This window comes from Roseibium sediminis, assembly GCF_008711325.1.
GTDB lineage: Bacteria > Pseudomonadota > Alphaproteobacteria > Rhizobiales > Stappiaceae > Roseibium > Roseibium sediminis.
The window spans coordinates 172586-192614 of the sequence record NZ_VXDB01000008.1; the positions used below are offsets into that span (position 1 = coordinate 172586).

Below are 20029 nucleotides of genomic sequence, written 5' to 3' on the forward strand. Positions count from 1 at the left end.
TTTCACCGGGCGTTGGACAGCAGACCTGCGATCGCATCAGCTGCACTTCGGGCATCAACGCCGCAATCGCGCACCAGTTGATCGAAGTGCCGTGTCAGGGCTTCCACCTGCCGCTTCTCCCGAAACACGAGATAGTGCTGGCCAATGTAAACAGCCGCGAGAAGAGGCCCGAAGATCGTCACCGGCGCGGAATAGACACGCTTTGGATCCCAGAAATAGAGCCGCAGGGACGGATAGAGCTTTGCACAGCGCTCGGCCATTACCTCAAGCTGCTCCATACGGGCATCTGCAGGCAATTCCTTCCAGTATCCCTCCCCCGCAGCCAGGCTCCTGATTTGCTGGATAGAGCAGCAGATTTCATAATCGGACCCTGGTCGCAGAAGCCAGTTCGCCTTGGCGCGCATGGCGGTGACGGCCTGTGCCGGCGTCTTGTCGAGAAAGTGGGCGTACTCGTATTCGAGCACCGTGTCGGTTTTCAAAATGTCCGGGATGGTCGACGGCACATGGCGGATCTTGTAGCCCGCCGCTTCGCGGTGCCACTCCTCGATCTGGATGTCGGCAAAGGTCTTGTCGGCTTCCGTGACGCGGAATGAGGATTCCAGAAGGTCTGCTGTCGTCTCGCTCCGGTCGCTCAACCCAAGCAACCAGTCGGAACTGACCGAGAGAGCCATGGCACATTCAGCGGCCAGATGGGCATTGGGGACGCGACCATCATCCTCAGACAGGATCTGGGCAATCGTCGAGCGATCCACGCTGCACTGACGGGCCAGCGCGCTCTTGCTGAGGCTCCGACGTTCCATCGCTTCGGTAAGTCGAAGCCGGAACAATGCTGACCTTTCCCTCTTATCCATGTATTTTCTCCCGTTTGTTTGATATTATCAGCAAACGGGAGCTTTTGCAGCAAATATACAGAATTCCCGCGATCATAGGCGCGAGCTATCCTGTGTCCAATGCTTGGGGAATGCGGCGGACGATATGGAATCTTCTAAGAGAACATTGATGAAATGCGTGACTTGGCAAGCACTTGGCGTGCTGACCATGACGGCCTTGAGTTACCCGCATACGGGCTCTCTTGCTGCTGCGGTCACGCTGGCCGTTTCGTCCTGTTCGCTCGGCTTTGTCACATTCTTTCTGCACGAGCGGGTCTGGAGCCGCATCCGCTGGGGCATGTCACTCCCCAGCGAACGCGATCATGCAATACATCCGGAGCCACGGTCCGCCCAGTTCACGTGATTTGGCGCGTTTCCTGACAGCGAACCGGTGTCCGCTTCGCCCAAAAGCGCTTCTAGCCGCGCGGGAGGCCGTCCTGGAAAAGGACTGCTTCGCCCTTTGAGGGCTGCGTCAGTTCATCTTCCCACATCACCTGCTGGCCGCGAATGATGGTGCCAACCGGCCACCCGGTCACGGACTTGCCGTCATACGGCGTCCAACCACACTTGGATGCGATCCAGTCATTGGTGATGGTTTTTGTCTTCTTCAGATCGACCACGGTGAAATCGGCATCATAGCCGATGGCGATCCGGCCTTTGCGCGCCGTCTGGAAAAGGCGGGCCGGTCCTGCACTCGACATGTCGACAAAGCGGGCAAGCGACAACCGGCCCGCATTGACGTGATCCAGCATAATCGGAACCAGCGTCTGAACGCCGGTCATGCCGGAGGGCGACTTCGGATAGGGCTGCTGCTTTTCTTCCAGAAGATGCGGCGCGTGGTCAGACCCGAGAATGTCCAGAATACCCTGTTCAAGGCCATACCACAGGCGTTCGCCATGGCGGGCAGCGCGAACCGGCGGGTTCATCTGCACCAGAGTTCCAAGGCGCACATAAGCCTCATCCGTCAGGGTCAGATGATGCGGCGTCACTTCGATGGAAGCTACATCCTTGTGGTCGACTAGATAATCCACTTCCTCTGCCGTGGAGAGGTGCAGGATGTGGATCTTCGCGCCGACTTCACGCGCGATGGTCACAAGGCGCTGGGTGCACTGAAGAGCCGCGATCTCGTCACGCCAGATCGGGTGCGAGCGCGGGTCGTTTTCCACCCGCAGGTTTGCCCGCTCGCGCAGACGAAACTCGTCTTCGGAATGGAACGCGGCGCGGCGGCGGGTGACGGAGAGGATATCCCGAACGCCCTTGTCATCCTCGACCAGAAGGTTGCCGGTCGACGAGCCCATGAACACCTTTATGCCGGCAGCGGCAGGAAGCCGCTCAAGCTCGGGAATGTCCTTCACGTTGTCGCGTGTCCCGCCCACCCAGAAAGCGAAGTCGCAGTGCATGCGGTGATGCGCCCGGGAGACCTTGTCGGCAAGTGTCTCTTCCGTGGTCGTCAATGGATTGGTGTTGGGCATTTCAAAGACGGAGGTCACACCGCCCATGACAGCGGCCCGCGAGCCGGATTCCAGATCTTCCTTGTGCTCGATGCCCGGCTCGCGGAAGTGAACCTGACTGTCGATCACGCCGGGCAGAACATGCAGGCCGGTACAGTCGATGACTTCGCCCGCCTGTGAGGGATCAAAACTGCCCAGTCCGACGATCCGGCCACCGCGCACGGCAACATCACGTTGCCCTTCGCCGTCCTGATTGACGACGGTGCCGCCCTTGAGGATGAGATCGTAGGTGTGTGCCATTGAATGTCTCCGCCAAAGCTTGAATGTCTGCGCGGCTTATACTCGGGCCAACAAGCAAGGGCCAGCAAAACCGAAACCGTTTCATCTTGTTCTGGCCAATTGCAGGCCATATGTGCCATTGAACCACTTCACACGTTCAACGGATGGAATCATGGGCCTGTCAAAATACGCAAGTTTGACTGATCGCAGTGTCATCCGCCTGTCTGGCGCTGACGTTCATCACTTTCTGCAAAATCTGGTGACGTCCAATATCGACAAGGTCGATGAGAGCGGTGCGGGATTTGCAGCTTTGCTGACGCCGCAGGGAAAGATCCTGTTTGACTTCCTGATCATCAAGGACGGCGCGGACTATCTACTGGATACGCCCTCTGCAACTGCGGCTGATCTCGTCAAACGCCTGACGTTCTATCGCCTCAGGGCCAAGCTCGATATTACCGACATTTCTGCAACGCATCAGGTGATTGCTGCCTGGGGCGGTGAGGCTCCTGTTGCCGCCACACAGACCCGCGCTGCAGACCCCCGCCTTGCTGCGCTTGGATCGCGCTTCTATGGCAATGCGGATGAAATTTCGTCTGCGCTGGAAGCATCGGGATTTGCAGCGGCAGACATGGATGCCTATCGCGCCTATCGTGTCACTCAGGGTGTGCCGGAAAGTCTTTCCGATTTCGACTATTCGTCCATTTTTCCGCATGACGCAGACATGGACCAGCTCAACGGCGTTTCCTTTTCCAAAGGGTGCTATGTCGGGCAGGAAGTTGTCTCCCGCGTCCATCATCGCGGCACGGCGCGCAAACGCTTCATTCAGGTCTCGGGCTCTGCCCCGCTTCCCTCCCCCGGCGCTGATCTGGAGATTGACGGGGCAAGCATTGGAACCCTTGCCTCTACTGTTGATGCCGGGGACCGGTTCCAGGGCATTGCATTGGTACGCCTGGACAAGGTCGCACGCGGCCGCGCTGAGGGACATCAGGTCACCTGCAACGGGGCCATAGTCGAGCTCACCATTCCTGACTGGGCCACATTCGACTGGCCCGCCTCGTCAGACGACGACGCCTGAAAACAAGACGAAACACACCAAACTGAACATGCCCAGCTCATCCAAAGATCAATCCCCCCGCGCATGGCAGCGCATGTTGTCCGGCAGGCGTCTCGACCTGCTCGATCCTTCGCCGCTTGATGTTGAAATCTCCGACATTGCGCATGGCCTTGCGCGTGTTGCGCGTTGGAATGGCCAGACGATGGGCGATCATGCCTTTTCCGTCGCCGAGCACTCCCTTATTGTCGAGGACATCGCCCGCCGCCTTAAACCTGACCTTTCCGCAGACTGGCAGATGGCTGTGCTGCTGCACGATGCCCCGGAATATGTGATCGGCGACATGATCTCTCCCTTCAAGGCAGTGATGGGCGGGGCCTACAAGGCGGTGGAAAGCCGACTTCAGGGAGCCATTCATCTGCGCTTTGGCCTTCCGGCGGAAATCCCGCAATGGGTGAAAAAACTGGCCAAACGGGCAGACACGATATGCGCCTATTTCGAAGCCGTTGAGCTGGCCGGTTTTGATGATGTGGAAGCAGGCAAGATTTTCGGCCGCCCTCGCGGTTTTCATCCAAATGAAAACGGCGTCTTCAGGATGGGATTATCCCCCCTGCCGGTCGCTCAGGCGCAGGAGCGCTTCCTGGCGCGGTTCACTGAAATCGAGGTGGCTCGCGAAGCTGGGCAAAAACCGGGTCGCAGCACAGGTTAACGGGTGACGCGGAGCCGGTCGGCAGGTACGATTCGCAAATTTCCAAATCAGCGGCGATCGATGCTCCACGTCTGTTCCCTTTCAAAACTGACCGAAACCGTTCGAAAAACGGGCGCAACCCATCTGGTTACGCTGATCAATACTGAAATGGATGTTCCAACGCCGGACGGCATCGCCCCGGGAAAGCACCTGTTTCTCGGGTTCAATGACATTGTCGCACCGGTCAAGGGACTGACACCGCCCACCGATGACCATGTTCTGCGCCTCGTGGACTTCGTTCGGAGCTGGGATCGACAGTCTCCGCTTGTCATCCACTGCTGGGCGGGTATCAGCCGGTCAACGGCGGGTGCCTATATCACCGCTTGCGCCTTGAACCCTGACCGGAACGAGTTCGCCCTTGCCGAACGTCTGCGTCATCAGGCGCCTTCCGCCACCCCCAATGCTCGTCTGGTGGCGATTGCCGACAAATTGCTGGAACGCGACGGGCGAATGATCGATGCTGTCCGCGCCATGGGCAGAGGGGCAAATGCCTATGAGGGTGTCCCCTTCGTCATGCCGCTTGATTGATCCTGAACCGGCCCGGAGAGTGCGAAACACAGAATGGACAGCACGGCAACACTGCAGATCGGCCTGAATGCGGTCATCGTTTCAGTGGCAGGCGGCATGCCTCAGATCGTTCAGGTGTCCGACCCGCATTCGGGAGCTGCCGACAGCCTGCCCTTCGGTCCATTCGATCCTATCCGCCACCGCACATTCGAGATCGGCCTGCGGTCGTGGGTGGAAGAGCAGACCGCCTTGCGCCTCGGCTACATCGAACAGCTCTACACATTTGGCGACCGCGGCCGACACCGGGTTCGTGGCGATGCCGGACCACATATTGTTTCCGTCGGCTACCTCGCCCTGACACGCCAGACACCGGATTCCGAAAACGTTCTGGCCCGGCACGATTCCAATTGGCGCTGCTGGTATGACTACTTCCCGTGGGAGGACTGGCGAAACGGCAGACCTTCCATTCTCGATGCCAAGATCTTGCCGGAGCTCAAGACCTGGCTGGCAGCCGAACCGCCCGAGGGAAGTCCGCTACGGGCCCTTGGAAGAGAGGAACGGGTGAACCTGGCCTTCGGCGCTGATCCCTCAAAATGGGACGAGGAACGTGTCCTTGAGCGCTATGAGTTGCTTTATGAGGCCGGTCTTGTGAGTGAGGCCCTGCAGGACGGCAGACCGGCGGCGCTGGAACGGGCAGATCTTCCCGGACTAGGGCGTCCCATGCAGTTTGACCATCGCCGAATACTGGCAACAGCCTTGTCCCGCCTGCGTGGCAAACTGAAATACAGGCCGGTCATTTTCGAATTGATGGCCGACACCTTCACGCTCACCGAGCTTCAGACATCAGTCGAGGCGATTTCCGGCAGGCATCTGCACAAGCAGAATTTCCGCCGACTGGTGGAGAATGCCGATCTGGTGGAACCCACAGGCGCCACGTCAACGGCAACCGGAGGGCGACCAGCAGCCCTCTTCCGCTTTAAACGTGCACTCTTGAGCGAACGTCCCGCTCCGGGATTGAAAGTTGGCGGCCGCCAACCCGGTTATTCTTAACCTTAACTGATTTTTACTTTTGTCATTTTTAGCAGTTTCTCGAGCTTTTTTCTTAAATTAACTATCTCTCAAGGTTAAAGAGACACAATCAACTCATTCACCGCCTTTTACTTGGCGTTAACCATGTTCCTGCCCAGAAGAATTTGGGCACATGTACGAGTTGGAGTGGCTGCGTATGTTTGGCCGGAAACATAGCCCGAAGCGGCATTCTTCTTCGTCATCGACCAATCAGTCAGGTCGCCAGACAATCCGCTGGAAACGCATGGCGCGCATTCTTGCCTGCAGTCCGGCGGTTTTCGCCCTTCTGACATCTGCAACCGGCAATCAGGACATCCTCGATCTTCTGTCTTCCCAGAAGGCTGAAGCGCCTCGCTGGGCGCTCGCCCTGGAACCAGCCAGCTTCACTGTTTCCATCCCGGCGAAATACCCGATGAAAATGGAAAGCGGCCGTGCCCCGCAAGATGAAGTCCAGTTGAAACTGACGTCCGGTGTAAACGACATGAAGCCAGCCAATGTCGAAGGGCTGGGCGACATCGTCAAGGCGAGCCTGCCGGAGAAGATCCCGCAAAATCTTCGTGTTAATCGCTCGTCCAAGGGCGATCGATACATGTCCATGGCGCCGGATCGCAATCTGGTGGATCGCGCTGCAGGTAACGTCTATGCCATGCGCAGTCTTCTTTCCAATGACAAGAAGAAAGAGGAGATGCCGCGGGTTGCCTTCGTGAAGCCGGAGCCTCTGGACGCATCCAATCACAAGGGACAGCACGGACAAGGAGGCCCACTGGATCTGCAGAAGGTCATGATGGCGCGCAACGCAGCAGCCGCCAGTTTTTCCCTGATCTCGGCTTACGCGCCTGACAGTGTTCAGGACACCAAGGAACCGTTCGACGCCCTGTTTGGCGCGTCAAAATACGAACAGGAACTGCCGCCACCGGAAGATCCGAACAACCCGCACTGGTGGGCGCAAAAGCCACTGCCGCTCTCTGTTGCATCAGACAAGGAACAGAAGTGCCTTGCCGAAGCGATCTATTTCGAGGCTCGCGGTGAAAACGAGGAAGGCCAGATTGCGGTCGCGCAGGTGGTGTTGAACCGAGTCAAGAATCCGTCCTACCCGAATTCGATCTGCGGTGTGGTTTACCAGAACCAGCACAAGCGCAATCGCTGCCAGTTCTCCTTCGCCTGTGACGGCATCAAGGACACGATCGCCAGCCCGAAAGCATGGGACCTTGCAAAGCGCCTTGCCCGCGAAGTTTCAGATGGTGAGAAATACCTGAAGATGGTCGATGCTTCCACGCACTACCATGCCACCTATGTGAACCCGCGTTGGGCAAAGTCCATGGCCAAGCGTGGCCAGGTCGGCCTTCATATCTTCTACAAGACTTATGCAGGCGGCTGGAACTGATCCAGCCCCCTCTCCGGCTATTCGGCTGACCGGCACACATTCGTTGCAACATAGGTCAGGAGCAACACCAGATGCAGGCCGATCAGGGCCGCCAGGTGTGTGACCGAAAGCTGCGAAAATTCCAGCAATTCGCTCAGGACATGGATCGAGGAGATGATGATGATCGTCGAGACGATGCGATGCTTCATGCGGCGATAGGCCGTTTGGCCCTCCACCATCACGTGCTCACCGCTGTGCTGGCGTTTCAGACGAAACGTGTTGTAGGTGTTCGTCGCGACCATGATGACGAGATTGGCAATGAAGACCATGTCCAGCATATTCAGGATCAGCAGGATGGTCTTCTTGCGATCGAGAAATTCCAGAGAGGCGACCGCCTCGTAGATATCTACGAAAAAGGTGATCAGAAACAGCGCCATGCCGATGGTCAGCCCGATCAGGATCGGCACCTGAGCCATGCGGGCAAAATGGGATGCGGCGTCAGGTCCGAGCCCATGCCCTTGCGCCGCTGTTTCCACGTCCCGGTCGTTGCTGGATGACACGATAAGCGCCCTTCTGCTGGTCCTGGTGAGAAGTCAAGAGCTCTGACCTCTGCCGTCTTGAAACACCTATCTGGGGCAAAATACATTGACCCGGCTCAACAAGGCCGGGCATTCCACTTTTTCCAACGCGAAAATGAAAACACCCGCTGCGTGCGGGTCTATTGGGGGCTTAGAGGTATTAAAGGGAAATCGTTTCAGGCAGACCGCAGTTCCAGCTTGACGGGCTTGGATCCCGCGCGTTTGCCAATGCAAACCCTGTTGCGGCCGCTTTCCTTGGCCCGGTAAAGGGCCTCATCGGCATAGCCATAGAGCTCATCGATGTTGAACGCCACTTCCGCCGGCTTGAAGGCAAGTCCGATACTGACTGTGAACTTGATCTTCTTGCCCTGAAAGTCCACTTCAATCTGCTGAACAGCCTCACGAAAACGCTCCGCTGCCCGCAGGCCGAGTGCTTCAGGCGTGTCATGCAGATAGATCGCGAATTCCTCACCGCCCAAACGGCTGACCAACCCGATATTCTGGTCCTTGAGCTTGGTAGCCGTCGCCACGAGAGCCATGTCGCCAGCCTGATGGCCATAGGTGTCATTCACGCTCTTGAAGTGGTCGATATCAAGGATCAGCAAACAGGAATCCATGCCGCCCGGAAGTTTTCCAACTTCCTCCATGAAACAACGGCGATTGCGCAATTTTGTAAGCGGATCGCGCGTCGCGTAGAAGCGCAGTTCCTGCTGGGCAGAGAGCATCTTCTGTGCGGAGCGCATCTTGGCATAGAGTTCTTCGGCAACCGGAGGCTTGCGGATGAAGTCGTCCGCGCCGCAGTCCAGCGCTTCGATTGCCTTGGACAATTCAGTGCTGGATGACATGGCTATGATGTAAAGCGCCCGTGTTCCCCCGGCAAGCAAACGGGACTGCCAGACAAGATCCAGGCCGTGCATACCGTCCGTTTCGAAGCTTGTAAGCAGAATGACTGGGTTTTCTTCGGATTGTAGATAATCCAAAGCGTCCATTGCGGATGTAAAATACTTTGCTAAATAGCCTCGATCCTCAAGAATTTTCTTGAGGATTTTTTGCCCAATCGCGCTGGACTCCACTACGGCAATTTGAAGCTGCATCAACCGCCCACACCACTTGCAAGAACATAACACAACTACCGTAGGGTGAATTAGTGAATAAATCTTTCAACTTGCAGCGACTTTTTGGACATAAATGTCCTATACGGGAATCTACATACCCCGCAAGTCTTGCTTTCTCCAGGTGAAATACAGCCGCTCAGCGGACGTTTATATCCAAGCCCAAGTCAAGGATGGGAGCTGAATGGGTGATCCATCCGCTTGAGATGAGATCCACACCACTTTCGGCAACGGCCCTTACGGTATCAAGCTCAATTCCACCTGATGCTTCGAGCAGCACCTGCCCGTCAGCCATCTTCACGGCCTGCGCCAACTGACTTAGTGTCATGTTGTCCAGCATGATCACATCAGGACGTTCCGGCAGGGCTTCTTCAAGCTGCTCCAACGTGTCGACTTCGAGTTCGATCTTGACCAGATGACCTGCAAAGGCCTTGGCAGCGCGAACGGCGGCCACGACACCACCGGCCACAGCCACGTGATTGTCCTTGATCAGGATCGCGTCATCCAGACCAAAGCGGTGGTTCATGCCGCCGCCGCAGCGCACGGCATATTTTTCGAATGCGCGCAGGCCCGGCGTGGTCTTGCGGGTGCAGACGATATGCGCCTTGGTGTGGGCAATGGCCTTGGCAAACCGCGATGTTGCCGTGGCTATTCCTGAAAGATGGCACGCATAGTTCAAGGCAACACGTTCTGCCGACAGGATTGACCGGGCAGATCCTGAGATCCGTGCAACAACGGTCCCTGCGCCAAGTTCCGCCCCATCTTCCAGCTCGGCAGTGAACTGAAGGTTCTTGTCTGTCTGCCGGAATGCGCTTTCCGCAAGCCCGATGCCGGACAGAACTCCAGCTTTGCGCGCAACCATAAGCGCTTCTGCTTGCGCCGTTGCAGGCAAGGTCGCCTGACTGGTCACGTCGCCTGCCCGCCCCCAATCCTCAAGGAGAGCTTCCTTCACCTTGTCATCAATCATCAAGGTGGGCAGGACTGGGAGATTGGACATTCAAACGTCTCCGGCATACGCGGGGTCAGGCAGGTTCCTGGGCGATGGAACGCGAAACCTCGTTCACATCGGCAAGGGTCATGTAGGAGCGATGTTGCTGGGCGGCATCCTCATTGGGATAGTCGGACCGGCAATGGCCACCACGGCTTTCCGTGCGCAGCAAGGCGGCGGTGGCGACGATCCGCCCGGCAAGCATCATGTTTTTGATGGATTCGCGCACGCAGACTTTTTCGACCCTGGAAATGTCACGCAGCGCCTGCTTGAGGCTTTCCTCGCTGCGCACAACGCCCACATTGCGGGACATCGTTTCGCGCAGGATCGAAATCGCATCGCGCTCCTCGACATTTCGTCGGCTCGGCAAGCCGATAGCCTCATCCATCTCGGCCCAGTGGGTAGCCCGAGGTGTCGGCATCAGACCCTGAATGTCCTCGGCAATGCGGGCTGCAAAGACGACGGCTTCCAGAAGCGAGTTGGATGCAAGCCGGTTTGCGCCGTGTGCGCCAGTGGAGGCCACCTCGCCAGCCGCCCAAAGACCATCCAGTGATGTACGCCCGTTGGCATCGGTCAGGATACCGCCCATGTGATAATGCTCGGCAGGAGCGACCGGTATAGGCTGGGTTACCGGGTCTATTCCGGCTTCCTTGCAGGCGGCATGGACCGTGGGGAACAGGCTTTCAAAGCGGTCACCAATCGCCTTGGTGCAATCGAGAAACGCTCCGCGCCCCGACACCACTTCCTCGTGGATCGCTCTGGCGACGATATCGCGCGGGGCCAGTTCGCAATCGGCATGAATGCCGACCATGAAACGATGTCCGGCAGAATTGATCAGCGTCGCTCCGTCACCGCGCAAGGCTTCGGTTGCCAGAGGTGCCGGATCCCGTCCGACATTGAGGGCCGTCGGGTGAAACTGAACGAACTCGGCATCCGCGATCACGGCACCAGCGCGCGCTGCCATGGCAAGCCCGTGTCCGTTGGCCTCGCCCGGATTGGTCGTGACCGCATAAAGGTGCCCGATGCCGCCTGAGGCCAGCACAACGGCCTTTGCCGGCAGGGCCAAACGGCGCAGGCCACCACGCTGACGGGTCAAGAGACCGGTGACATACCGACCCTCGGTCATCAGGCTTTCGCCCATGTAGCCTTCGATGATTCGAATGGACGGTGTCTCGCGGGCAGCCTTGATCAGAGCTCCCATGATGGCCGACCCCGCCATGTCGCCGCGCACGCGCACCACACGGTTTTCCGAATGGGCAGCTTCACGGGACAATTGCAGGCGGCCTTCCAGATCGCGATCAAAGGGAACGCCGAATTCCAGCAGGTCGCGCACCCGCTCCCCGGCCTCACGCGTCATCTGATCGACGATAGCCGGTTCGCAGATACCGCAGCCCGCTACAAGTGTATCGGCTGCATGCTTGTCGGCGGTGTCATGCTCGGAAACGGCGGCCGCGATGCCGCCCTGCGCCCAGACAGAAGACGCTCCCTGCCCGATCGGGGCATTGGAAACGATGGTGACAGGACGGGGGGCGAGTTTGAGGGCACAAAAGAGGCCGGCCAGCCCGCCTCCCAGAATGACGACGTCATCGACGTCCCTTCCCGTCAAAGCGGGCACGAAGTCAGCAACCGTAATGGCCATGGGCGTAGTCCTGCAAACGCAGTCAGAAATGCGCTGCCCGGCCGCCCGGGCAGTCACAGGGTACCGGCGGCTGATCAGCTGTTCAGATTGATCATCCGTTCTACGGCTGTCCGGGCTTTTTCTGCAATAGCCGGATCGACAATTACTTCCTCTTTCATCTCAAGAAGCGTGTCGAGGATCTTGGACAGCGTGATCCGCTTCATGTGCGGGCAGAGGTTGCACGGGCGAATGTAGCTCACACCCGGTGTCTCGCTGGCGACATTGTCGGCCATGGAGCATTCGGTGATCATCATCACCTTCGCCGGACGCTTGGTCTTCACCCAGTCGATCATATGCGCCGTTGAGCCTGCAAAGTCCGCCTCGGCCACGACTTCCGGCGGGCACTCGGGGTGGGCGATGATCTTCACGTCGGGTTCGATCTGGCGATAGTCGCGCAGCTCCTGTGCCGTGAAGCGCTCATGCACCTCGCACGCACCATCCCATACCAGAACTTCCACATCGGTCTTGTTACCGACATTGGCAGCCAGATACTTGTCCGGGATAAGGAACACCTTGTCGACGCCGAAGCTTTCGACGACCTGCAGCGCATTGGACGACGTGCAGCAGATGTCGCACTCGGCCTTCACGTCGGCAGACGTGTTCACATAAGTGATGATCGGAATGCCGGGATTGCGCTCGCGCAGGGCGCGCACATCTGCACCGGTGATGGATTCTGCCAGCGAACAGCCAGCCTTCATGTCCGGAATGAGAACCGTCTTTTCCGGGCTGAGGATCTTGGATGTCTCGGCCATGAAGTGCACACCGCATTGCACGATGACATCAGCATCGGTGCGCGTTGCCTCGATGGCGAGCTGCAGACTGTCCCCCACGATGTCGGCAACACCGTGATAGATATCCGGCGTCATGTAGTTATGCGCCAGAATAACTGCGTTCCGCTCCTTCTTGAGCTTGTTGATCGCGTGGATCATCGGCGCAAGAACGGCCCATTCGATTTCAGGGATGAAGTGCTTCACCTTCTCGTAGACCGGAGCGGTTGCTTCGCGGACTTCGGCAGTGAAGGACAGGTCCGGCCGCGCAATGGGAGCGAAACGACCAGATGGGCCAACTCCGGCTTCCGGATTGAAACGACGCTCGGCGGCTGCTTGGTTCAGGGTCATGATGACCTCCCTGATATCAAACGGAACACTCTTTTGCTCACTTTGAGCATATTCGACACAAAAGAAAACGGGCACTACGCCCTTCAACTCTTTTGCTCGACATGAGGTTATATAAGTGGCCCAACCCCAAAAATCCAGCGCAAATTGGGATTCCGGGGAAAATATTACAAGGCCCTTTTTGTTTCAGATGCTTACCGGTCCGCTGGCAAAGATTCTCTGAAATTCCGTCAGGTTTCCGGAAACACATCAATCACCTTGATCAATTGATCAGAAAAAATCGCTTTTCCAAATAATAACAGCAGCATACCCTCCGGCAACTTTCATGGATGGTTCCGACAATGACATCTTCAACACTCCGTGCACGCCCCAATGTTCCCTTGGTCATCGTCTGCGGCTGCCTGATCGCACTGCTATCCTTTGGACCGCGCTCCACAATGGGCTTCTTCTTTCAGCCGATGACCGAGGCGAGAGACTGGAGCCGCGAAATCTTCGCGCTCGCCATTGCCATCCAGAACCTGATCTGGGGCGCAGCGCAGCCCTTTGCCGGAATGATGGCCGACCGTTTCGGGACCTGGAAGACACTCACGCTTGGCGCGGTGCTTTATGCCTCAGGTCTCTACCTGATGACGGATGCAGAAACGCCGCTGGCGCTGCACATGACAGCGGGCGTTCTGGTCGGGCTCGGGATTGCCTTCTCGTCCTTCTCGCTGGTCATCGCGGCCTTTGGCCGGGTTGTGTCGCCGGAGCAAAGATCCATCGCCTTCGGGATCGGCACGGCCTCCGGATCGCTCGGACAGTTCGTGTTTGCGCCGCTTGGCACGTCCCTGATCGCAAGCATGGGGTGGCAGGATACCTTGATCATCTTCTCCGGCCTGATGGTTGCCGTGCCCATTCTCGGAATGGCGCTGAGGGGCAAGCCAGACACCAGTACGGCCTCCCCGGCTGTTGCCAACCAGAAAATGGGGGCCGCCATCGCCGAAGCCTTTGGCACGCGCGGCTACATATTGCTGACCTTCGGCTTTTTCGTCTGTGGCTTTCACGTGGCCTTCATCACGGTCCACTTGCCGCCCTATATCTCCGACCTTGGCCTTGATCCCACCTGGGGCGGCACGGCGATTGCCCTGATCGGCCTCTTCAACATCGCGGGATCGCTCATCTCCGGATATGTGGGCGGGCGTTATTCCAAGCCCATCTTCCTGTCGCTGATTTATCTCGCCCGAGCCGTTGCCATCACGATATTCATCATGGTTCCGGCAACCCCGTTCACGGTGCTCACCTTCTCCGCCGTGATGGGTCTGCTGTGGCTGTCGACCGTGCCGCCGACGTCAGGACTTGTGGCGGTGATGTTCGGCCCGCGCTACATGGCCACCCTCTTCGGCTTCGTGTTCTTCTCCCACCAGGTCGGTTCCTTCCTCGGCGTCTGGCTGGGCGGCAAACTCTATGATGAAACCGGGTCTTATGATGCGATCTGGTGGCTCGGCATCGCCCTCGGCATCTTCGCCGCCGTCGTCCACTGGCCGATCAAGGAACAGCCGGTTCCACGTCTTGCAGAAGCTGCGGAATAGTTGGGAGCCCAAACATCGGTCTGGTGAAATCGTCAGCCTTGTGGCTGTGTTTCCTTTAGTCATTCCGGACGAGAGCAGCGAAGCTGCCCGAAGATCCGGAATCCAGCGCATCAGCATGAGCACAAGCGAATGCAATACCAAATTGTTTGGCCACGCTGCGCGTGAATGATGTCTGGATTCCAGATCATCGCTTCACATGCGTTCAGCTTGTCTGGAATGACAAAGGAACTGCGTTATTTTTCATGAGACCCACTACAATCTCGGTCTCTGGTCGCCCGTCGTTCCTATAACATGGAAGATTGCTGGAATTGTCATTAATTCAGCATCTTACACTCAATATATGAAAACCAAACGGACAGCAGAGGCTAAAGACCGAGCATGACGATGATGGCAAAGGAAGCGGGCTCAACGCGTCACTTGCCAAGCGTTTTCATCGTGGCAGCGAAACACTTGTTGTTGGCCTTGACGATCTCGCGAATGGGCCTGTGTCCGCTTTCGAGATCACCATCACGCGGAGAAACAGCCGGAACGTCCGGCTGCTGATCAGCGGATGCCGAGTCGTCTTTCTTCGGTTTCATGACTGATCCTGTTCACTTGGCTGGCGCCGAGTGTAGTCTATCTGCTCGCAGGACCCAAACCGAGGGCGAAAATGCCCTATCCCGCTACCTTCGAAAAATCTGCAACCACATGCGTTGCGTTGCGGATTTCGGCGAGGAGCTGCAGGCGGTTCTTGCGCAGGGCGGGATCGTCGGCATTTACCAGAATGTCCTCGAAGAACTTGTCGACCGGCGGGCGCAGCTTCGACAGAGCGGCCATGGCGCCTTCGAAGTCTTCGCTTGCAACTGCACTTTCAGCCGCCGCGCGGGCCGTATCGATGGCGGCAGCCAGATCGATTTCAGCCTGCTCCTTGAAGTGGTCGGCATGCGGACGGCCCTCGACCGGCGCACCGTCCTTCTTTTCCTCGGCGCGCAGAATGTTGACCGCACGCTTGTAACCAGCGAGCAGGTTTGCCCCGTCATCGGAAGAGACAAACGAGCCCAACGCTTCCACACGCTTGACGACCAACAGCAGGTCATCCTGTCCACCGAGCGCAAACACGGCGTCAATCAAGTCGTGCCGCGCGCCTTCATCCTTCAGGTGGACCTTCAGGCGGTCCGCGAAGAAGGACAGGAGGTCGTCTACCAGCGCCTTGGCTTCGGCAGAAGCCAGCTCCGGCTTGATCTGGCGAAGACTTTCGGTCAGCTTTCCGCCAAGCGGCAGGCGCAGATTGTTTTCCAGCGCGATGCGGATCACGCCGAGAGCGGCGCGGCGCAGGGCAAACGGATCCTTGGAGCCTGTCGGCTTTTCGTCAATCGCCCAGAACCCGGCCAGAAGATCGAGCTTGTCGGCAAGGGCGGCGGCTACAGCGACCGGATCGGTCGGCACGCTGTCACTTGGCCCCTGCGGGCGATAGTGATCCTCAATGGCAATGGCGACGCTTTCGTCCTCGCCCTGCTTGGTCGCATAGGTGCGGCCCATGAGACCCTGCAATTCAGGGAACTCGTAGACCATCTGCGAAACGAGGTCGGCCTTGGCGAGACGTGCGGCGCGAACGGCCTTGTCCTTGTCGGCACCGACAATCGGGGCCAGCTCGGCGGCAAGGGCCTCCAGACGCTTCACGCGTTCGCCTTGCGTGCCCAGCTTTTCGTGGAACACGATGCTGTCGAGCTTGGGCAGGTTGCTGTCGAGCCTGGTCTTCAGATCCGTTTCCCAGAAGAAGCGGGCATCGGACAGACGGGCACGAATGACCTTCTCGTTTCCGGCCACGATCAGCTTGCCGCCATCCGGGGCTATGATGTTGGAGACAAGAATGAACTTGTTCGCAAGACGACCCGTTTTCGGGTCTTTCATCACGAAGCATTTCTGGTTCGCGCGAATGGTCAGGCGAATGCACTCGTCCGGGATTTCCAGAAAGGCTTCGTCAAAGGAGCCGGTCAGAACGACCGGCCACTCGACCAGACCGGCAACTTCTTCCAGAAGACCGGCATCCTCGACCAGCTCAAGGCCCAGCGCCAATGCACGGTCTTTTGCGTCAGCGAGGATCATGTCCTTGCGACGATCGGCATCCAGCACGACCTTGTGCTTCTCCAGCTGCGTCGCATAATCATCAAGGCGGCGCACCTTGAACGCTTCGCCGGCCAGAAAGCGGTGACCACGGGTCATGTTTCCGGCAACAATGCCCTCGACCTCAAAGCCAATGACATCCGGTTCTTCGGTTTCCGGTCCGAAGGTAGCGATGATGGAATGCAACGGGCGGACCCAGCGCATGGAGCCTGAGCCCCATTTCATCGATTTCGGCCACGGGAAATTGCGCACGATACCCGGCATGAAGTCTGCGATGATTTCCTTGGCATCGCGGCCCGGCTTTTCGATCACGGCCACATAGAAGTCACCCTTTTTGGGATCGTTCTGAATGGTTGCCTCGTCGATCGAGCTCAGGCCTGCGCCGCGCAGGAAGCCTTCCAGCGCCTTTTCCGGCGATCCAACACGCGGACCCTTGCGCTCCTCACGGGTCGCGGCTGATCCGGCCGGAACACCTGCCACATGCAATGCAAGACGGCGCGGGGTGAAATAGGCCTTTGCGCCTTCATAAGGCAGACCCGCATCCACAAGCGCGTTGGTCACCAGAGACTTCAGGTCCTCAGCCGCACGCCGCTGCATGCGAGCCGGGATTTCCTCGCTGAAAAACTCAAGCAGGAGATCGGGCATGGGAAGCACAAACCTTTTGGCAATACAGGGCAGATTTGCCCCGTTCAAACGTTGGAATGTCCGTTAGCAATTCGAAGGGAAAAAGTCACCCCCCGCCTTGGAGGATTGCGGCCCGCGGCAGTGGCCCAAACGAAGAACGCCTTCACCTTTCCTCAAGACTTAAATGGGAGCCTCCATAATAATCATGAAGTACTGAGTCACATATACCTATGAAAAAAGCTCACAAAACGCTGCTTTCTTTCGTAATTTTCGTTACGCTGGTAGTTTCTGGTGGTTCTGCCATTGCAATTTTTCACCCTATCGAGTTCTTTCTGAATGAAAGAACGATAGGCCATTCGTCGGCTGAATTCACTTTCGGAATGGTTCTTTCCTCATTACTTGTCCTTACGGCATATGGATGCTGGTCCATTCCACGCCTGCATAACGAAGTTGACCAACGAAAAAAGGCGCAGTCGGCAGCGTTGGAGCTTGCCAAGCACGATCCGCTGACGGGCCTGCCGAACCGCCGCAAGTTTCACGATAATTTCCAGTGCCTCAGTCGGTCCACTTCTCCGGGCAAGTTCAGGGCCGTGATGATGCTCGATATTGACGGTTTCAAGCCGATCAATGATGTCTACGGACACGCGTTTGGCGATGCCCTACTGGTGGCTTTTGCCGAAAGACTGGATGCCCTGATTGACGGAGACGGCTTCGTTGCCCGACTTGGCGGCGACGAGTTCGCCATCGTCAGTGCAGAATTTTCCAGCAAGGCGGAAGTCGCCGGCCTTGCCAGACGATTGCTGTTGAAGGTTCAGCAAACATTTGAAATCGACGCAAAAAGCGTTTCCATAGGTACGGGGATCGGCATCGCCCTTTTTCCCGAAGACGGGTTTTCCACGGCCGAACTTTTGCGCCGTGCAGATATCGCGCTTTATCGGGCAAAGGTTTCCGGCCGTTCCTCCTTCCGGTTTTTCGAAGTGGCGATGGATGCCTCCATTCTGCACCGGACCCTGCTGGAACAACGCCTGAGAACGGCGATCGCCAAGAACGAGGTGGAGGTCCACTATCAGCCGATCCTCAACCTCAAGACGCGCGCGATAACGGGGTTTGAAGCTCTGGCACGCTGGAAAGACAAGGATTTCGGTCAGGTTCCGCCGGACGAGTTCATTCCCCTTGCCGAGGATTCCGGCCTCATCACCGATCTCACCTTTTCCCTGCTGGCCAAGGCTGCGTCTACCGCGGCCCGATGGCCAGACGAGATGACACTGTCATTCAATCTCTCCGCCATTTTGCTTGCCGACACCACCTTGCCTTTGAAGGTCCTCAGAACGCTGAACGACGCCCGCTTTCCGCCAGACCGTCTGACCCTGGAAATCACGGAGACCGCCATCATCAAGAACCCGGCCCTCGCCCGCCACACGCTGGAACAGCTGTCCGGTGCGCGGATCAGGATTGCTCTGGACGATTTCGGAACGGGTCACTCCAGTCTCAACTATTTGAGGGATTTTCCGATCCACACGGTCAAGATCGACAAGTCCTTCACCATGCGAATGTCGGACAGCGCAGAATGCCGGGCTATCGTGGATGCCGTGCTGGTGCTTTCCAAAGGCATGGGCTTTGACACGATTGCCGAAGGGATTGAGCAAAAGGACATTCTGGATGATCTGAACGCCTCCGGCTGCCACCTCGGTCAGGGGTTCCTGTTCGGCGCGGCAACATCAGCGGAAGCCGTTGACCGTTTGATCGAGGAAAACAGGACACCCGGCGCAGTCGAATATGCAGGCGACATGGAAGTTGTCGCAAACTGAAAAGCCGCTGGCGTAGACCAGCGGCTCGTTGCTCGGTTCAATAGCCGGTGAAACTCAGGCGTTTCGGTTTTCGTATCCGACGCCGCCAGCTTCCGTTTCCAGGAAGGCCGCTCCACAGGCCTTGGCAAGTTCACGCACCCGCAAAATGTAGCTCTGGCGCTCCGTGACAGAGATCACGCCGCGCGCATCCAGCAGGTTGAACACGTGGCTGGCCTTAATGCACTGGTCATAGGCAGGCAGCACGACCTGATGAACGTTTGCGCCTTTTTCCTCACGCTGCCGCGCGCCTGCTTCCAGAAGGGACTTGCATTCGCCTTCCGCGTCCTTGAAGTGACGGAACAACATTTCAGTGTCGGCGTGTTCAAAATTGTGCCGGGAGTATTCCTGCTCGGCCTGAAGGAACACATCGCCATAGGTGACCTTCTGGTCGCCTTCCATGCCGTTGTAGTTCAGTTCGTATACGTCATCGACGCCCTGAATATACATGGCAAGGCGCTCAAGACCGTAGGTCAGCTCGCCGGAGACCGGAGAGCATTCAAACCCTGCAACCTGCTGGAAATAGGTGAACTGCGAGACTTCCATACCGTCGCACCAGCACTCCCAGCCAAGTCCCCATGCACCAAGGGTCGGGCTTTCCCAGTCATCTTCCACAAAACGCACATCATGAAGGGACGCATCAAGACCAATTGCCTTGAGGCTGTTGAGATACAGCTCCTGCAGATTGGGCGGCGAAGGCTTCAACAGGACCTGAAACTGATAATAATGCTGCAGACGGTTCGGGTTCTCGCCATAGCGGCCATCCGTCGGACGGCGCGAGGGCTGCACATAGGCTGCCTTCCAAGGGCGCGGGCCCAGCGAGCGCAGCGTCGTTGCCGGGTGGAACGTCCCTGCCCCGACTTCCATGTCGTAAGGCTGAAGAACCACACAGCCCTGATCCGCCCAATAGCGTTGCAAGGTCAGGATCAGGCCCTGAAAGGAGTTTTCCGGGCGCATGTGGGCGGGAAGCGCGTCACTCGACATGGATCAATGTTCCGTCAGTATCTATGCGTTGGCACGAAGGCAACTTGTGTGCGGACTGGTGCCATGGAGGCGCAGCAAGGTCAAGGCGGTCATGGCCGC

18 protein-coding genes are annotated in these 20029 nt (G+C 57.8%); 8 read left to right on the forward strand and 10 right to left on the reverse strand.

Annotation, left to right across the window (positions count from 1 at the left end; genetic code table 11):
- Positions 1-2: 2 nt before the first annotated feature.
- A complete protein-coding gene (locus F0155_RS10275) occupies positions 3-851 on the reverse strand; it encodes a helix-turn-helix domain-containing protein (protein ID WP_192913799.1) in 849 nt (282 codons plus the stop codon).
- 148 nt (positions 852-999) lie between these two features.
- Between F0155_RS10275 and F0155_RS10280 the strand changes: the two genes are divergently transcribed.
- Complete coding sequence (locus F0155_RS10280; protein ID WP_208999221.1) at positions 1000-1233, forward strand: DUF2061 domain-containing protein; 234 nt, start codon at positions 1000-1002, stop codon at positions 1231-1233.
- A 52-nt stretch (positions 1234-1285) separates the two neighbouring features.
- Here the strand turns inward: F0155_RS10280 and F0155_RS10285 are convergent, their stop codons facing one another.
- Complete coding sequence (locus tag F0155_RS10285) at positions 1286-2620, reverse strand: dihydroorotase (RefSeq protein ID WP_150524423.1); 1335 nt, start codon at positions 2618-2620, stop codon at positions 1286-1288.
- 151 nt (positions 2621-2771) lie between these two features.
- Between F0155_RS10285 and ygfZ the strand changes: the two genes are divergently transcribed.
- From ygfZ to F0155_RS10310, 5 genes are all read left to right on the forward strand, one after another.
- The gene (ygfZ, locus tag F0155_RS10290) at positions 2772-3674 is read left to right on the forward strand and encodes a CAF17-like 4Fe-4S cluster assembly/insertion protein YgfZ (RefSeq protein ID WP_150524424.1); all 903 of its coding nucleotides are present in this window, start codon (positions 2772-2774) and stop codon (positions 3672-3674) included.
- A gap of 28 nt (positions 3675-3702) precedes the next feature.
- On the forward strand, positions 3703-4359 hold the full coding sequence (locus tag F0155_RS10295) for a YfbR-like 5'-deoxynucleotidase (RefSeq protein WP_150524425.1): 657 nt from the start codon (positions 3703-3705) through the stop codon (positions 4357-4359).
- Positions 4360-4419: 60 nt separating this feature from the next.
- Entirely contained in the window at positions 4420-4926 is a 507-nt protein-coding gene (locus F0155_RS10300; RefSeq protein ID WP_150524426.1) for a tyrosine phosphatase family protein, read from the forward strand.
- 33 nt (positions 4927-4959) lie between these two features.
- A complete protein-coding gene (locus tag F0155_RS10305) occupies positions 4960-5955 on the forward strand; it encodes an NUDIX hydrolase (protein WP_150524427.1) in 996 nt (331 codons plus the stop codon).
- Between the two features lie 175 nt (positions 5956-6130).
- On the forward strand, positions 6131-7357 hold the full coding sequence (locus F0155_RS10310; protein WP_150524428.1) for a cell wall hydrolase: 1227 nt from the start codon (positions 6131-6133) through the stop codon (positions 7355-7357).
- 17 nt (positions 7358-7374) lie between these two features.
- On the opposite strand, the gene F0155_RS10315 is transcribed toward F0155_RS10310, so the two are convergent.
- The 5 genes from F0155_RS10315 to nadA form a co-directional block, all read right to left on the reverse strand.
- Positions 7375-7896, reverse strand: coding sequence for a YqhA family protein (locus F0155_RS10315; RefSeq protein ID WP_208999222.1), 522 nt, complete (start codon positions 7894-7896; stop codon positions 7375-7377).
- A gap of 194 nt (positions 7897-8090) precedes the next feature.
- Entirely contained in the window at positions 8091-9008 is a 918-nt protein-coding gene (locus tag F0155_RS10320; RefSeq protein WP_150524429.1) for a GGDEF domain-containing protein, read from the reverse strand.
- A 157-nt stretch (positions 9009-9165) separates the two neighbouring features.
- Positions 9166-10023 (reverse strand): carboxylating nicotinate-nucleotide diphosphorylase, encoded by an 858-nt coding sequence (gene nadC / locus F0155_RS10325; RefSeq protein ID WP_150524430.1) that lies wholly within the window; start codon positions 10021-10023, stop codon positions 9166-9168.
- A gap of 25 nt (positions 10024-10048) precedes the next feature.
- On the reverse strand, positions 10049-11653 hold the full coding sequence (locus F0155_RS10330; protein WP_150524431.1) for an L-aspartate oxidase: 1605 nt from the start codon (positions 11651-11653) through the stop codon (positions 10049-10051).
- A gap of 74 nt (positions 11654-11727) precedes the next feature.
- The gene (gene nadA / locus F0155_RS10335; protein WP_150524432.1) at positions 11728-12810 is read right to left on the reverse strand and encodes a quinolinate synthase NadA; all 1083 of its coding nucleotides are present in this window, start codon (positions 12808-12810) and stop codon (positions 11728-11730) included.
- 338 nt (positions 12811-13148) lie between these two features.
- On the opposite strand from nadA, the gene F0155_RS10340 reads away from it, so the two are divergent.
- The gene (locus tag F0155_RS10340; RefSeq protein WP_150524433.1) at positions 13149-14375 is read left to right on the forward strand and encodes an MFS transporter; all 1227 of its coding nucleotides are present in this window, start codon (positions 13149-13151) and stop codon (positions 14373-14375) included.
- 413 nt (positions 14376-14788) lie between these two features.
- On the opposite strand, the gene F0155_RS23405 is transcribed toward F0155_RS10340, so the two are convergent.
- Together F0155_RS23405 and glyS are read right to left on the reverse strand one after the other, a co-directional pair.
- Positions 14789-14953: a hypothetical protein gene (locus tag F0155_RS23405; protein WP_161599787.1), complete on the reverse strand. Its 165-nt coding sequence runs from the start codon at positions 14951-14953 to the stop codon at positions 14789-14791.
- A 76-nt stretch (positions 14954-15029) separates the two neighbouring features.
- Positions 15030-17123, reverse strand: a complete 2094-nt coding sequence (gene glyS / locus F0155_RS10345) for a glycine--tRNA ligase subunit beta (RefSeq protein WP_150524434.1) — start codon at positions 17121-17123, stop codon at positions 15030-15032.
- A 461-nt stretch (positions 17124-17584) separates the two neighbouring features.
- Between glyS and F0155_RS10350 the strand changes: the two genes are divergently transcribed.
- Positions 17585-18910 carry a putative bifunctional diguanylate cyclase/phosphodiesterase gene (locus tag F0155_RS10350; protein WP_208999223.1) on the forward strand — a complete coding sequence of 442 codons (1326 nt, stop codon included), beginning with the start codon at positions 17585-17587 and terminating at the stop codon, positions 18908-18910.
- Between the two features lie 54 nt (positions 18911-18964).
- On the opposite strand, the gene F0155_RS10355 is transcribed toward F0155_RS10350, so the two are convergent.
- Positions 18965-19930 carry a glycine--tRNA ligase subunit alpha gene (locus F0155_RS10355; protein ID WP_150524436.1) on the reverse strand — a complete coding sequence of 322 codons (966 nt, stop codon included), beginning with the start codon at positions 19928-19930 and terminating at the stop codon, positions 18965-18967.
- Positions 19931-20029 lie beyond the last annotated feature (99 nt).

What these genes read in the sequence shown, in the direction of transcription:
- F0155_RS10275 (WP_192913799.1), bottom strand. Translation starts at nt 851, where the DNA reads ATGGATAAGAGGGAAAGGTCAGCATTGTTCCGGCTTCGACTTACCGAA.
- F0155_RS10280 (WP_208999221.1), top strand. Translation starts at nt 1,000, where the DNA reads ATGAAATGCGTGACTTGGCAAGCACTTGGCGTGCTGACCATGACGGCC.
- F0155_RS10285 (WP_150524423.1), bottom strand. Translation starts at nt 2,620, where the DNA reads ATGGCACACACCTACGATCTCATCCTCAAGGGCGGCACCGTCGTCAAT.
- ygfZ (WP_150524424.1), top strand. Translation starts at nt 2,772, where the DNA reads ATGGGCCTGTCAAAATACGCAAGTTTGACTGATCGCAGTGTCATCCGC.
- F0155_RS10295 (WP_150524425.1), top strand. Translation starts at nt 3,703, where the DNA reads ATGCCCAGCTCATCCAAAGATCAATCCCCCCGCGCATGGCAGCGCATG.
- F0155_RS10300 (WP_150524426.1), top strand. Translation starts at nt 4,420, where the DNA reads ATGCTCCACGTCTGTTCCCTTTCAAAACTGACCGAAACCGTTCGAAAA.
- F0155_RS10305 (WP_150524427.1), top strand. Translation starts at nt 4,960, where the DNA reads ATGGACAGCACGGCAACACTGCAGATCGGCCTGAATGCGGTCATCGTT.
- F0155_RS10310 (WP_150524428.1), top strand. Translation starts at nt 6,131, where the DNA reads ATGTTTGGCCGGAAACATAGCCCGAAGCGGCATTCTTCTTCGTCATCG.
- F0155_RS10320 (WP_150524429.1), bottom strand. Translation starts at nt 9,008, where the DNA reads ATGCAGCTTCAAATTGCCGTAGTGGAGTCCAGCGCGATTGGGCAAAAA.
- nadC (WP_150524430.1), bottom strand. Translation starts at nt 10,023, where the DNA reads ATGTCCAATCTCCCAGTCCTGCCCACCTTGATGATTGATGACAAGGTG.
- F0155_RS10330 (WP_150524431.1), bottom strand. Translation starts at nt 11,653, where the DNA reads ATGGCCATTACGGTTGCTGACTTCGTGCCCGCTTTGACGGGAAGGGAC.
- nadA (WP_150524432.1), bottom strand. Translation starts at nt 12,810, where the DNA reads ATGACCCTGAACCAAGCAGCCGCCGAGCGTCGTTTCAATCCGGAAGCC.
- F0155_RS10340 (WP_150524433.1), top strand. Translation starts at nt 13,149, where the DNA reads ATGACATCTTCAACACTCCGTGCACGCCCCAATGTTCCCTTGGTCATC.
- F0155_RS23405 (WP_161599787.1), bottom strand. Translation starts at nt 14,953, where the DNA reads ATGAAACCGAAGAAAGACGACTCGGCATCCGCTGATCAGCAGCCGGAC.
- glyS (WP_150524434.1), bottom strand. Translation starts at nt 17,123, where the DNA reads ATGCCCGATCTCCTGCTTGAGTTTTTCAGCGAGGAAATCCCGGCTCGC.
- F0155_RS10355 (WP_150524436.1), bottom strand. Translation starts at nt 19,930, where the DNA reads ATGTCGAGTGACGCGCTTCCCGCCCACATGCGCCCGGAAAACTCCTTT.